The 14416-nt window shown below is 39.1% G+C and carries 17 protein-coding genes; 4 read left to right on the forward strand and 13 right to left on the reverse strand.

Translation table 11 applies throughout. The features are described 5' to 3' along the window. Positions 1-115: 115 nt before the first annotated feature. Positions 116-1627, forward strand: coding sequence for an aspartate kinase (locus ACE3G9_RS08975; protein ID WP_417879878.1), 1512 nt, complete (start codon positions 116-118; stop codon positions 1625-1627). Between the two features lie 104 nt (positions 1628-1731). Here ACE3G9_RS08975 and ACE3G9_RS08980 read toward each other — a convergent pair whose 3' ends face one another. Continuing rightward, complete coding sequence (locus tag ACE3G9_RS08980; RefSeq protein WP_417879879.1) at positions 1732-2310, reverse strand: DJ-1/PfpI family protein; 579 nt, start codon at positions 2308-2310, stop codon at positions 1732-1734. 174 nt (positions 2311-2484) lie between these two features. Between ACE3G9_RS08980 and ACE3G9_RS08985 the strand changes: the two genes are divergently transcribed. Then, on the forward strand, positions 2485-2721 hold the full coding sequence (locus tag ACE3G9_RS08985; protein ID WP_449218962.1) for an RNA recognition motif domain-containing protein: 237 nt from the start codon (positions 2485-2487) through the stop codon (positions 2719-2721). Positions 2722-2827: 106 nt separating this feature from the next. On the opposite strand, the gene ACE3G9_RS08990 is transcribed toward ACE3G9_RS08985, so the two are convergent. The 12 genes from ACE3G9_RS08990 to ACE3G9_RS09045 form a co-directional block, all read right to left on the reverse strand. Beyond that, positions 2828-3715 (reverse strand): DMT family transporter, encoded by an 888-nt coding sequence (locus ACE3G9_RS08990; protein ID WP_417879881.1) that lies wholly within the window; start codon positions 3713-3715, stop codon positions 2828-2830. Positions 3716-3770: 55 nt separating this feature from the next. Then, positions 3771-4244 carry a copper chaperone PCu(A)C gene (locus ACE3G9_RS08995; RefSeq protein WP_449218963.1) on the reverse strand — a complete coding sequence of 158 codons (474 nt, stop codon included), beginning with the start codon at positions 4242-4244 and terminating at the stop codon, positions 3771-3773. Next, positions 4241-4831, reverse strand: a complete 591-nt coding sequence (locus ACE3G9_RS09000; protein WP_417879883.1) for an SCO family protein — start codon at positions 4829-4831, stop codon at positions 4241-4243. Before ACE3G9_RS09000 ends, ACE3G9_RS08995 begins: the two co-directional genes overlap by 4 nt. Continuing rightward, entirely contained in the window at positions 4828-5298 is a 471-nt protein-coding gene (locus tag ACE3G9_RS09005) for a hypothetical protein (RefSeq protein WP_417879884.1), read from the reverse strand. Before ACE3G9_RS09005 ends, ACE3G9_RS09000 begins: the two co-directional genes overlap by 4 nt. 163 nt (positions 5299-5461) lie before the next feature. Then, a complete protein-coding gene (locus tag ACE3G9_RS09010; protein ID WP_417879885.1) occupies positions 5462-6379 on the reverse strand; it encodes a DUF368 domain-containing protein in 918 nt (305 codons plus the stop codon). Positions 6380-6497: 118 nt separating this feature from the next. Further along, positions 6498-7181 (reverse strand): hypothetical protein, encoded by a 684-nt coding sequence (locus ACE3G9_RS09015; RefSeq protein ID WP_417879886.1) that lies wholly within the window; start codon positions 7179-7181, stop codon positions 6498-6500. Between the two features lie 109 nt (positions 7182-7290). Continuing rightward, positions 7291-8553 carry an L-methionine/branched-chain amino acid transporter gene (gene yjeH, locus ACE3G9_RS09020; protein ID WP_449218964.1) on the reverse strand — a complete coding sequence of 421 codons (1263 nt, stop codon included), beginning with the start codon at positions 8551-8553 and terminating at the stop codon, positions 7291-7293. An 85-nt stretch (positions 8554-8638) separates the two neighbouring features. Further along, entirely contained in the window at positions 8639-9514 is an 876-nt protein-coding gene (locus ACE3G9_RS09025) for an amino acid ABC transporter permease (RefSeq protein ID WP_449218965.1), read from the reverse strand. A gap of 82 nt (positions 9515-9596) precedes the next feature. Beyond that, positions 9597-10406, reverse strand: coding sequence for a transporter substrate-binding domain-containing protein (locus ACE3G9_RS09030; RefSeq protein ID WP_417879889.1), 810 nt, complete (start codon positions 10404-10406; stop codon positions 9597-9599). A gap of 12 nt (positions 10407-10418) precedes the next feature. Beyond that, positions 10419-11243, reverse strand: a complete 825-nt coding sequence (locus ACE3G9_RS09035) for an amino acid ABC transporter permease (RefSeq protein WP_449218966.1) — start codon at positions 11241-11243, stop codon at positions 10419-10421. Between the two features lies 1 nt (position 11244). Next, positions 11245-11991: an amino acid ABC transporter ATP-binding protein gene (locus ACE3G9_RS09040; protein ID WP_449218967.1), complete on the reverse strand. Its 747-nt coding sequence runs from the start codon at positions 11989-11991 to the stop codon at positions 11245-11247. A gap of 69 nt (positions 11992-12060) precedes the next feature. Next, positions 12061-13017 carry an AEC family transporter gene (locus tag ACE3G9_RS09045; protein WP_449218968.1) on the reverse strand — a complete coding sequence of 319 codons (957 nt, stop codon included), beginning with the start codon at positions 13015-13017 and terminating at the stop codon, positions 12061-12063. Between the two features lie 176 nt (positions 13018-13193). On the opposite strand from ACE3G9_RS09045, the gene ACE3G9_RS09050 reads away from it, so the two are divergent. Together ACE3G9_RS09050 and ppnP are read left to right on the forward strand one after the other, a co-directional pair. Next, entirely contained in the window at positions 13194-14051 is an 858-nt protein-coding gene (locus ACE3G9_RS09050; RefSeq protein WP_449218969.1) for an alpha/beta hydrolase, read from the forward strand. Positions 14052-14117: 66 nt separating this feature from the next. Further along, positions 14118-14399: a pyrimidine/purine nucleoside phosphorylase gene (ppnP, locus tag ACE3G9_RS09055; RefSeq protein WP_417879894.1), complete on the forward strand. Its 282-nt coding sequence runs from the start codon at positions 14118-14120 to the stop codon at positions 14397-14399. Positions 14400-14416: the final 17 nt, after the last annotated feature.

Here is a 14416-nt window from a genome sequence, read left to right on the forward strand (position 1 = left end):
TATCTCGATCGCTACGCTTAGCGTAGTTCGATCGGGATTCTGGGCTAAAGCCTTTAGATGCGTATTCATCGAATAGATTATAGAATTTTAAATTATTTACTTATAGGAGCTTATTTTGACTTCTTCAAATAGAAGCCACACTGACAATAATAAAACTTTAAATCATACCGTTGAAAAAATTGGCGGTACTTCCATGTCAGCCTTTGATGCTGTTCTTGATAATATTCTACTACGTCCAGAAAATCCATATAACCGCATGTTTGTGGTTTCTGCCTACGGTGGTATTACCGATGCATTATTAGAATGTAAGCGTACTGGTAAGCCAGGTATTTATCGTTTAGTTGCCGATCGTGATGATGCTTGGGTCGATGCAATGGAAGAGCTTGAACAGCGTATGTTGCTGATCAACGAAAATATGTTTGCTGATCCAATCAGCCGCCGTCGTGCCGATAACTTTATTAAAGACCGTATCGCTAAAGCGACCAACTGTATTAATAACATTATGGAAACTTGCCAATATGGACAGTTTTCAATGCAGCATTATTTGCCGCAAATCCGAGAGTTTTTATCTTCCATCGGTGAAGCACATAGTGCCTACAATACTTGCTTGAAGCTAAAAACTCTTGATATCAATGCTAAGTTTGTTGATTTATCCGGTTGGGATTTAGACGAACAGCAAAGTGAAAGTAAAGATGCTTCGGGTAACCTTGATACCGTCATTGAAAATGCCCTTCAAGATATAGATATGAGCAAAGAATTGCCAATTGTCACGGGTTATGTGTATTGCTCTGAAGGTTTAATGAAAACCTATGACCGTGGTTATAGTGAGATGACGTTCAGTCGTTTAGCGGTGTTATCGAAAGCTCAACAAGCGGTTATTCATAAAGAGTATCACTTGAGTACTGCTGACCCACGCATTGTAGGACCTGAAAAAGTACGTCCAATGGGACAAACTAACTATGATGTTGCTGACCAACTTGCCAACCTAGGTATGGAAGCGATTCACCCAAATGCCGCATCAGGTTTACGCCGTAGTGGTATTGAGCTTGTGATTAAAAATACTTTTGAGCCAGAACATAAAGGTACTTTGATTTCTCATGCTTTCAATCCGCACAGCTATGCCGGTACTACGGATAAAGTTGAGATTATTGCTGGCCGTAATAAAGTCTTTGCATTACATATCTTTGACCAAGCAATGGTAGGACAAGCTGATAACGTTAGTTATGAATTAATGGAGATCATTAATGATGAGCGTGTCCAACTTGTTGGTAAAGAAATGAATGCAAACTCAATTACCTATTACTTAAGCGGAAACTCTAAGAGTAAAAATAAAGTGTTGTCTCGTGCCGAAAAAGTGTTCCCAAATGCGAAAATCACCGGCAAGATGGTCGCTTTGATTTCAGTCATTGGGGCATCAATTGATACCAATAAGGCCTTAAGCCACGGTATGGTTTCATTGATGAGTCAAGATATTACCCCACGAGCAGCCCACTCATCGATGCGTAATGTTGATGTACAATTTGTGGTTGATGATGAGAATTATGAATCGGCAATTTGTACTTTACATGAAGAATTTATCGATGGCGTAAAATCAGATAAAGAGACGGATAAAGAAAAAGCTGCTTAAGATTGATTGCATTCAGTATAGCTAAATAGAATCAGCCCCTGTAGGCATTAGTTGCAGGGGCTTTTTATTGGTGTTTGAAGATAATATACCCAGTTGAGGTTTGATTAATTGCGTTGCCATCGAAATTCCATTTGCTTGGCTGTGGCTTCGGCCGTTTCAATGCTAGTCAATTTGCTGACAATAAATAAACTCATATCAATACCTGCTGAAATCCCCCCTGAACTAATTCGATTACCATCTTGTATCCAACGAACATTCTCTAAAACTTTTAGGTGAGGAAATTGTTGGCGTAAGTCTGCAATATCTTCCCAGTGTGTGGTGACTTGATGAGTTTGTAGAATACCAGCTTTAGCCAGTAAAAAAGCACCAGTGCAAACAGAGGTGATTAAAGAGACGGTTTGGTCTTGCTGAGAAATCCAATCAATAGCTAATTTATTATTGATCTCTTTAGTGTGATCGCCACCTACAACGATTAAGACATCTAATTTAGGGTGATTTGAAATATCATAATGCGGTAGAACATTAAATCCTGAGCGAGCTTTTACTGGTTGCAAGTTTTCTGCAATCAAAAATATATTAAATGGAGAGGAGTTGCATACGCGGTTCGCGGTTGTAAAGACTTCATAAGGCCCAGAAAAATCCAATACTTCAGCATTATCATAAATATAGATACCAATGTTCATTTAACTTCCTTGAGTGAATAGTGGTTTACCTTTTACTTCCTTTTAAAAGGATATGTTACGAATAGGAAGATTAAAACATACCTACTTGGTTTTATGTGTCATTATTAGAGATAGATATATCAGTTTTTTCGGTATACAAATCAAATCCAGTACACAACATTAAAGAGAAATGCTATGAAGCTTTTAGTCCGAAACCTTGCTCGCCAAACTACAGAAATTGAAATGCGTAAATTATTTGAAGAATTCGGTGAAGTGGGTGAATGTACCCTTGTCCTGGACCAAGAAACTGGTCAATCAAAAGGCTTTGGCTTTGTGTTTATGCCTGATTTAGACCAAGCTAAAACTGCGAGATTTGCGCTAAATGGTAAGGAAATTGATAACAGTAAAATTAAAGTAAAAGTGGCAAGCTAGTCGCTAATAATGTTACTTACCATGCTCGTAATATTCATTATTACGAGCATTTATTATGTTGTATACCCAAGTGAATTCTGCATCTTGAAGTCACTTGGGTATGGACTTACTTTTTTTGTAATGTTATCAGTAATATGCCTGATAAAATCATGATTGATGCTACAACAAATGACATCGTAACCGGCTCTTGTACTAAAATCATTCCACCTAGTGCCGCAATGACGGGTACCAGTAGTTGAACAATCCCAGCCTGAGTCGCAGATAATCCCCTCAACGCAATATACCAAATGGCATATCCCGTTCCAGAAGTAATCGCACCTGAAATAATGGCAAGTGTTATGCCTGTATGGGTTAAGGTGTGTTGAGTCGCTAGAATATAACAAACCACTAGTAAACAAAGCGGTAGACTACGAATAAAGTTTCCTGCTGTATCACTTAAAGGATCGCGGCTGCCTTTGCCTCTAATGGTATAGCCTGCCCAAGCAACGCCTGAGATTACCATTAATAAAAAACCGCTAAATGATGGTGTCGATAAACTTGGTAGAACTAAGTAAACAAACCCGCTGAATGCTAAACAGATCCCAATCCACTCGATCAATTTAAGCTTATTACCTTTCAATAATTGGTAAATAATCATGGTGATTTGTACTGCTCCAAACAGAACCAATGCGCCAGTTCCGGTACTAATGGAAAGGTAAGCAACCGAAAAGCACAGAGCATAGATAAACAAAAATATTGCCGATATGGCGCTGCCTTCAAGTGACGGGAATTTTGCGGCTTTATTTTTTGATGCAGACGTTATGATGACTAAAATGGCCAACATGATCGCACCAGATAATAAACGCAAACTTGTAAAGCTGAAAGGATCGATATTGTTGTCGATTAACGCAAGGCGCGCGAGTACTGAATTAGCAGCAAAAGCGATTAAGGCACTGAGTGTGAATGTCAAAGTAATGATAGGATATCGAGATGCGCTTTGTAATGGTCTGTTCACTACCTTATGCCTTTTGGGAAGAATGTTTATTTGTACTTCTGGTTAATCATGATTATTAATGATGGGCGTGATCACTCGCTTCTTTATTTATTGGTTTCATGCCGGCCATGACTTTTTTAACTGGTACATCTAGCGTTTCAGTTTCACCATTGGCATAAGATAAATTGACCGAAATGGTCTCACCTTCAACGAGCGGTTGGTTCACGCCTAACAACATAATGTGATAACTTCCCGGCTTTAAAACCACTTTACCTTCTGCTGGCAATACGATGCGATCAACTTGACGCATTTTCATTAGATCACCTTCTTTCTCAACTGTGTGTAACTCTGTTTTTTTTGCTACATCCGTTGAGGCCGACACTAATGCTCTTTCAACCTTCATGTGGTTTTCAATCGTCATAAATATAGCGCTGTTTACTGCATTTGGTGGGGTAGCGCGTGCATAAGGTTCATCATATTTTAATCCGTCATGAGCTAATGCAGAGCCACTAATCAGTAGGCTAGATAAGATTAAAGTGGTTTTTTTCATTGCGCGTTTTCCTTTTCAATTTGCTGAATCGCGAGAATAAGAGGTTGAGGGTTTAAGGTGTGAGGCACTTTTTTGAGTAATGTGCCGTCAGGTTTTACAAAGTAAAAATATGAACTGTGATCAATTGTATAGGTCAATGCTGAATCAGCTAATTCTGTTTTTTGAAAGATCACTCCATATTGATGAGCCAGTGTGCTGATAGTTTGTAATGAGCCTGAATAGCCTTCAATTTGAGGATGGAAATAATGCGCGTATTTTTGAGCATCAGTACCAGAATCACGTTCAGGATCAAGGGTAATAAACATCGGGCGAACGTCTTTTAAATATTGAGGTTCAATTTGCTTTAAAGCGGCGGCAAGCATCGCCAATGACGTTGGGCAAACATCCGGGCAACGTGTGAAACCAAAGTAAATAATACGAATACGTGGGTCATCGGTAGAAAAAATATCGACCTGACTATCTCCATCAGCTTCAAGAATGGTTGAAGTCGCTGGTTCGGTCTGAGTATTGTCTTTTTGTAGATATAAGTTCAGTGCGACGCCGAGAGCAAAAGCGAATAGAAGTATTAAAATCCATGATTTCTTCATTTTTTCATCCTGATTGAGGTATAAATTTTATTACCTTGCTGGTCAGTTAATGTACCAATCCACGTCATTTTACTATAGGTGCAAATTGGTAGAACAATCGTGCCTTGAAATTGACTATTTTTTTGTTTTTGTATTGGGAATTTCACGACGCCTAAATCCATGTCTAACCCTCTAAGCGTCAGCACTAATTTATCACTTTGGTTATCGGGCCAATCAACCTCAATATGTGTCGGTTCTAGTGGTTTTGCTACGTCGGTATCTAGTGTGATGGTAACGTCTTGTTGTTTGCATTGTTGGGTAGACAGCGCGCAATATTGAGATGTATCTGTTGGTAGTTCGACTTGATTTGAAGTGTTGATAATATTGATTACCTTGGGTACATAGAAGCCAGCAAGTAAAGTAATCGGTACGAGTAGAAAAAAAATCCAAATAGTACGATATTTTGATAGATGAAAGCGCAAAGTCATAATTTTTTGTCGTCACGAAAATGTTGGAAGATGCTATCACATCGCCGTGATAGATAAAGCATCTAGCGGGAAATTCTTGAAGTGAATGGCATTTGTATATGAAAAAGCCCAAATCGACAGTTATGTTCGTTTTGGGCTGAAATAAATATCGTGGTAGTTGGTTCTAATCTTTCTTCTGAGCGACTTTTTCTAGTAACCAAACAATTGCGATCCCACCAATCATGCAAACAATTGCCAGCATAACTTGTGATGGTTGACCGATAATTTGCTCAAATTGATGAGGTAACAAGTTGTGCTGAATCAGCGGTATTTTCTCACCGTGAGAATTAACACTCCAGCTAGTGGTCTCTTTCCAAGGCCAGATTTTGGGTAGTGTACCAACCATCAAGCCAGTTAAGAAAATTAAGGTTACTGAACGATGTTTATTGAGCAACCACGAAAGCAAATGAGAAAAACTCAGCAAACCCACAACCGCACCAATGGCGAATAAGCTAAGTACGCCAATATTAAGCTCTTTAACCGCGGTTAAGATGGTTGGGTAAATACCAAGCAGTAACAGTATAAAGCTGCCAGAAATCCCAGGAAGGATCATCGCACAAATCGCAATCGCACCAGCGAAGATGAGATTCAGAGTAGTAGGTTGTAAATCTAAAGGTTGCAGCACCGTAATGGTGTAAGCGAATGCAACACCAACCACTAGAAAGATTATATGGTGTAAACGTCGATCTTCCACTTGCTTAAGAATATGAACCACAGAGATCAAAATTAAACCGAAGAAAAACGACCACAACGGAATCGGGTGGGTGACGAGTAGCCAAGAAATCAGCTTCGCGAGAGTCAATATGCTGGTTAATATTCCGCCGAATAACGCGATAAGAAAACCGGCGTTAATATGCGTTAGTACCGCCTTAAAACCTTCACGTTTCCACAAGCCAAATAAGCTTGGGTTCACTTTACGAATGCTGCCTAGAAGTGTGTCATAAATACCCGTAATAAAGGCAATTGTGCCACCAGATACACCAGGCACAACGTCGGCCGCACCCATTGCAATGCCTTTAAGATAAGTCCAAAGATAATTCATAAACCCATACCATTAAAATGAATAACAATGTTCATGTTAACCATAGATAAATTTGAGCGCGTAGGTTGTCATGGTTTATGGAAAATGAAAAGTTCTACTTGTTCTAATTGGCGTTTATTTACTGAAATGCCCACCAAAAGGCTTGGTAAAAAGCGTCTTTTGCTTCTTTTTCGATCATTAATCCATTGGAGGTGATTAAACGATCAAATGGCCAAGTCATCACTTCTTGAATCGACACGCGCAACATTGCTTTATTTTTGAACTTACGGCGTTCTTGATAAGGTAGACGAAGTTGATCTTTTCCACCTTGCACCAAAGACGCTAATTTTTGCCCGGTCGGCAAGTGAGTTTGTATCGCGACAAGGTTGTCACTGACAAAAAGTGTGCGACTAACTGGATCACAAAACAACATTTTATTGGGCGTATCATCGTTACCAATCGCAGTTTGGAAGAGCTGTCCTTGCCATTGTGGTGGGGTTTGTTTTGATAACACCCCATCAAAGTTGAGATCCGTTCTTTTTTCAATTAAAGCGTGAGTGGCAAAAAAGTAGGCTTTGGAATAAGCCAACCACCAATCGGATAAGTGCTGGTGGTAACTTGGTGTTGATGATACGACGTATTTTACCGAACCTAATTTAGATAAGGCAAGTTGACATTGTGTGGTTAATTCAATTGGCGAGATAAGCATGAGTTCATCATTGTCTAATTTAATGATCACCATGCGTTGTATATGCGTTAAACCAAACTTACGATAAGGCTTATCAATGTACCAAATTCGGTTTGGTTCCCATTCTGTAAACATCAGGCTTGCTTCCTTGCAAACAAATACTCAGTCAGAGTGTATAGCAAAGTTTTGCATTGGTCAGCGTCTTTATGTTTCAAATTACATCGCTTAATAAAGAATATCTATTTTAAGTAGATTGAGTAGAAGAACGCATCATACCACGCTTCCAAGGCAACATAAGCAGAGTAAAAATAACCAAAGCGTAGAGCATGCTCCAGCCTAAACAGGCAAATACAATCACACACAATAGGGTCGAAAAACCGGCCAAATATTTTGCCCAACCTTTTAATAAGCGGTAGGCGGAAAGCATTGCCAATAAATACAATAGAACGAACACGCTATTAGCCAACTTTACCAACATTTCGAGATCCAACTGAATAATATGACCTAGACTAATTGAGGAGAAAAGTACCGCCGCTACTGCATAAGTTGCCAAGGTTGGAACGCCACGTTTAGATAGAATCGCCAGACGATTGGTTGGACGGTATTCTCTGGCTTGAGCCCAGACGAGGCGGATCATACTTTGAGTATATAAGTTGATACTCGCAAAACAGGCAAAGTAGCCGATAATGGTGATCACCATACTTAAACTATTGCCTAATAACTGTTCGCTTAGCCAAGGAATTGAGCTATGTGCCGCAACGTTTGGTTCAAAAGCATGAAATTTTAAAATCACCACTGAACAAGCCCAGTAAATAAAGCCTGCTAGAAAACAACCAAGAATTATCGCAATAGGGAAGTCTCGTTGTGGGTTTTTAAATTCTTCCCCCATATGAGAAAAGGCTTCTATGCCAACAAAACACCAAAACATCACTGCCAGCGCACTACCTAGTGGTAAAGCGGCAGAGGCATTTAAGCTTGGCATTGGTATGTCAGTTAGCCCGATATCGCCCTTCCAAAAGAACACGGCAACTAAGGTCAAAATACTTAAAGCAATCAATGCCTGAAATTGAGATGAAGACTTACTTCCCAGTAACGTTAACCCTAAAATAAATAATAAGCTGATAACCTCAGCTATGTATTGATGGGCCATAAAAGTTGGTAGCAGTTCTTTACCAAAACCGCCCGCCAGTGTAATCGCAGCAGGTAATCCAACAGGCAGTACACTTAAAAATAACCAAGCTACACTGCGTTCAACTTTGCTATTGAAAGCCTTGCGAACAAAATAAGCGGTGCCACCGGCATTGGGGAATTGGCGGCCAAGAAGGGCAAAAGTGAGCGCGATAGGACAAATCGCTAATAGCAGAATTAACCAAGCCCATAATGACCATTCGCCAGCTAAGTTTGCTGCAATGGCAGGGATCATAAATAACCCAGTGCCTAATAGAGTAGTTGAAAGTTGTCCAATACCACCGAATAAGGTGATTTCTTTTTTTAATTCTTGGTTCATTGTTGGCTCGTATAGAAAAGCAGTATAAAAAATGGAATGGGCTCTTGTAAGAGAGTGTATCAAATAGACAGTAGTCAATGATGGTTTAACTGAAAGAACGGTAGCGTCGTTCTAAATGACCAAAAATTTGAGATAAAACAAAGCATAATATGAAATAACAAACTGCTACGATGCCCCATATCTCAAAAATCATGCCGGTCGAGTTGGCAATTTCACTACCCACAAAGGTGAGCTCTTGAATTGAGATTAAAGAAACGATGGATGAGTCTTTAATTAATGAAATAATTTGCCCAGCGAGTGGTGGAATAATCATTTTAAAAACTTGTGGAGCAATCACATAGCGGTAACGATGCCATGTTGATAGACCTAACGTTTTTGCTGCTTCATTTTGTCCTTTATCTAGATTATCTAATCCAGATCGTACCACCTCACCAATGTAAGCTGCTGAGATCATACCGATACATAGCACACCAGAAGCTAAGTTTTCCCATAAATTAACTTGACCAAATAACCATAGTTGAACCGTGTTAATGTCACTTTGATGCTCACGTAATAAAGATGCAAGCCCTAACAATGGAATGAGTTGATTAGCAACGAAAAAGTAGAATATAAAAATAAAAACAAGTGGTGGAATATTACGGATAAGCTGCACATAACAATTGGATAATACTCTTAAAATCCATATATTCGAACGACGTCCTAATCCTAATAATACACCAAATGTTATGGCGAATAGAGTGCCCCAAAAGGTTAATCGTAAGGTTGCAAGTAACCCTTGAATAAAATATGAAATCGAACCATCTGCTCTAGTTGAAAAGAGTAATGTAACTGCTTTACTCCAATTCCAATGATAAGACAGTGAACCACTGTCTTTTACACAGAGCCAAGTAATAAATACCGTAATAAGGAAAAGCAGGCTGATATCCAGTTTATTCAAATAAAACCATGGTGCTTTTTTCATATAATCTTCTTTATACCCAAGTAACTTCAAGATACGAGACTCAACAAGAATAAAAAATTATCAGCCGTTATATCTATTGATATTATTGATTAGTATTAGAAACTTGTTTTTGCCAATCAACGTTTTTAAACCAATAATCATAACGCTCTTGCAACCAACCGTCTTCGGTTCTAGCTTGAATCCACTTATCAAAAAAAACTTTTTTATCTTGTTCGCCTAACCGAACGGCAAAACCTTCATTACCGGTATATAAGCGTTCTTGTAGTGGGATATATAACTTATTTGGATACTTTAATGATTCAAACTCAGGCTTTGGTGTTGAAGCAATAACAGCGTCGGCATTGCCATTTAATACTTCTTGAAAAGCTTGGACTTCATCATCAAATTGTAGAATTTTGGCTTTAGGAAAGTGTTCTCGTAATATCGTGACGCCTAAAGCACCTCGGCGTGCCGCAAATTTCACTTTTCGTGAGTTAAAATCTTCTTTTGTAAAGCCATTTGTGGTGTCTTTATTCGCCGCAATTTGCATTCCAGAGTGTGAGTATGGTGTAGTAAATAAGACACTTTTAGAGCGTTCATCAGTAATGGTTAAACCACCAATGATCACATCAAACTTACCTGCAATTAATGAGGGAATAATGCCATCCCAAGAAGTCGGAATAAACTCGACCTTCCAGCCAGAGTCTTGTGCGAGTCGTTTAGCGACATCCACTTCAAAGCCAACGAGATCACCTTGATCATTGCGCATTGCCCAAGGAACAAAAGTACTTAATCCAACTTTAATACTCCCTCTAGCATTAATTTTATCTAAATTTGGAGTTTCACTTGCTAAGGTGATATGCGCACATACAATGCTTAAAATAGTCAGACAGAACATCCATAATCGTTTCATTGCTTTTCTCCCTTATTGGCCTTTACGAGCCTGTAATTCTAGCCAAGCAGCTATCGCTGATAAGCTTAATGTTAAACATAAATAGATAGCCGCGACGCTAAACCAAATTTCAAAAGGCATCGCAGTATCAGAGACAATATTACGCCCTTCTGTTGTTAAATCGAATATTGCCATCACACTTACTATAGAAGTGTTTTTGACTAATGAAATGAGTTCATTGGTTAACGACGGTAAGGTTGCTTTCACCGCTTGCGGCATGATCACATAGAGATAAGTATGCCAAGATGATAGCCCTAATGTTCGGCTGGCTTCAAACTGCCCTTTATCAATGGACATTAAACCTGAACGTAACACTTCAGCAGTATAAGCCCCTTGAAATAAGGCCAAAGCTAATACTGCAGTGCTAAAGCGATCTATTCCTAAATACGGACCAAACACAAAGTATAATAAATAAATTTGTACTAATAATGGAGTGTTACGGATAAGTTCGACATACAAAAAAGCTAGGCCTCGTCCAACTTTAGAGTGAGATAGTCGTAGTAACGCGGTCGTTAAAGCAAAAAATAATGTAGCAATGGCACTGAAGGCTGTGAGCTTTAATGTTACGAATAAACCATCCATAAGCTCTGCGCTGTACCATTCGCCATCTTCAAAAAAGAATAAGTAGTCAGGTACTCGTTGCCATTGCCATTGATAGTTCATGGCTTCTGCCCCTGTTTGTAATATCCAGGTTAACCCTATAAGTAACAAACTTATTTGCAGTAAAGCGGATGTTACAGGTTGTATGATTTTTTGGCAGAAATGTACGCGTTTCTTTTGGTTTAGCACTGTATTCATATTAGTAGCTCAGAATTTGCTTGAGAAATTGTTGAGCTCTAGGGTGCTTTGGTGCGGAAAAAAACTCACTTGGAGGAGTTATCTCAACGATCTTACCTTCATCCATAAAGACTACTCTATCAGCTACTTTTTTTGCAAACCCCATCTCATGAGTGACGCAGACCATCGTCATGCCTTCTTGAGCTAATTGGGTCATTACGTCTAACACTTCACTGATCATTTCCGGATCTAAAGCTGAGGTTGGTTCATCAAATAATAAAATGTCTGGTTGCATACAGAGTGACCGAGCAATGGCGACACGTTGTTGTTGGCCACCAGAAAGCTGGGATGGGTATTTGTTGGCTTGTTCTGCAATATTTACTCGTTGTAAATAATGCATTGCCCGCTTAGTTGCCTCAATTTTCGATAGCTTAAGGGTTTTAATTGGAGAGAGGGTTAAATTTTCTAAAATCGTCAAATGGGGAAATAAATGAAAATGTTGAAAAACCATGCCAATACGGCCTTGCCATTGACTATGTGAATTGATTGGTTGGCCAAAAACCGTCAATTCTCCCTCATCAATAGTTTCTAAAGAGTTTATGCAACGAATTAATGTTGATTTCCCTGAACCTGATGGGCCGCAAATAACTAATTTTTCTCCTTTTTCAATATGTAGTTCTATATTAGTTAAGGCTTGGAAAGCTCCATAATATTTATCTACTTTTTGAAAAGAAATCACAGGATGAGAGCTAATCGTTTTGGAAGACACGCGTGGTCCTTGTATGAAAAATTAAGCCAATTAAAGTATTGAAGCATGTTTCAAATAGACAATCAAAAATCACATCAGCCCAAAACTTGAAAGTATAACAATTCCTAACGTAGTCGTTATCATCGAACCTACAGTGGTTAAGGCGATGATATTAGCGGCTAAAATAGCATTTCCACCCATCGCTCTTGCCATTACATAACTTGCCGCAGCAGCAGGGGAGGCTGTCATAAAGAAGATAATGCCAAGCTCTAATCCTCGGAAGCCATACCAAAAGCCCCCTAGGGTGATAAGTAACGGACAAAGAATTAACTTGTAGCTACTAGAAACAATATTAGAAGCTTTATCGTGGCGTAATTCACTGATATTCAATGAACCGCCGGCACAGAGAAGAGCAAGAGGGAGTGTCATGTTGGCGAAATACTGTCCAGTGTGGAGTGCTATATCTGGCATAGGAATCGCTAATTCTTGAATCACAAAAGCCAATACAATGGCGATAATAAGAGGATTCTTGAGAATAGAAATCAGCATATTTTTATAGGTGTTTAGATCGGGTTGCTGGTTTCTAGGAGATAAAGTAATGACTGCCAAAATGTTATATAGCACAGTGACCGCTGCTACAAAAATTGCCGCAAGTGCAACCCCATGATCGCCATAAGCATTCGCCACATAAGCAAGCCCAATAATACCGGTATTAGAGCGAAATGCGCCTTGAATAATAACACCATATTGATGGTTATCTTTTATCAGCCATTTGACGGTAAAAGTCGCAAGTAAAAAGAAGGCAATATTGGCAAGTACGGCATAAGTAACGAGTGGAATACTGCTATCCGTGATGGAATCTGATTTGATGATGCTTAAAAACAAGAGTGCTGGTAGCGTGACTTTGAAGACTAACTTAGAAGCTGTGTCGATAAATGGTTCATTAATGACTTGAAAGCGTCTGAGTAAAACACCCAATAACAACATTAAGCAAATAGGGCCAGTGATAGTGGCGGAAAAGATAAATTGCTCAATGATACTTGACATTACCACTCCATTAATAAATATGCGGCCAAGAGAATAATAGTTTTATCACATTTAAGTACGAGAAAGAATCTGCTTGATAATAAAATCATCACTTATGAACAGTGGGGCTTGTAACCCTAGTGTGCTCTGCGATAATGCGAATAATTGTAATGTTCAGTTTCTCTATAGGATGTTTGATGAGTAATAAAATTTATTTCAATACCCCAAGCAGGTTTAGTTTAAAACGTAGCTTGGTGAATGTGTCTACTCGCTTACATCACACATTAGCGCGCAAACATGCGATAAAAACGGCTAAGAAGTTATTGTTAACCCCTGTTCGTTTAAAGGTGAAAAATCCAGAGCCGAAAGGTTTGATTCGAGGCAAAGTATCTAGCTCGCAAGGTCAATTGACGACTTACACATTAGGTAGTGGGCCAATATGGTTAATCACGCATGGATGGTCAGGTTCAACTTCGCAGTTTTATCCATTAATGGCGCATATCGCTCAACAAGGTTTTACTGTATTAGCCTTTGACTATGCTGGGCACGGTGAAAGCGAAGGACAGCTTGGTCATTTGCCCGCTTTTGTTGAAGCACTTGAAGTGATGGCCGATTCGTGTGATGAGATTGTCGGTGTAGTGGCTCATAGTATGGGAAGCGCGGCATTGCTTGAGTCTAAGCATCAAAAATTTCAATCGGTTCCTTTACTGCTGGTCGCTCCGGTTTTAAATTATTTAGAGAATTTGATGCAAACCGTGAGTCGTTCTGGTTTTTCAATGAAATTATTTAATGCAGTCATTGCTGAACTTGAGCAAGAATATCAATATCCGCTACAAAGAATTAATCCACAACAACATTTATTAGACCGCCAATCGGCGACCATTATTGTGCATGATCCCGAAGATAAGTTTGCCAATTATTCCATTAGCGAAGACATGGTAACTCGCAGTTCATGGGTCGATTTAGTGACGGCGAAGAGTTATGGACATAGCCGTATCATGAAATCTCAAGAGGTGATGGATAGCTTTGATTCGTTATCGAAAAATAAAGCTTGAGCTCTGGCTTAGGTTTGTATACAACATAAGCCAGTTTATTGATTATACTTTCATAAGGAAATGAAGATGATAAAAGAAAATGCGTACTTTGATGGCAATGTAAAATCACTTGGTTTTACTCAGCAAGATGGTGATAGTAGCGTTGGTGTAATGGCGGCAGGTGAGTACACTTTCGGTACCGCTGCACCAGAACGAATGACCGTTATTAAAGGTGCTTTGACGGTAAAATTACCAAATACTCAAGAGTGGGTCACCTATCAAGCTGGTGAATCGTTTAATGTGATTGGTAACTCATCATTTGATCTACAAGTACCAGTCGATACTGCTTATTTGTGTGAATATTTGTAGTAATTGATTGTAAATAG

The sequence above is a fragment of the Vibrio sp. E150_018 genome, from assembly GCF_053544035.1.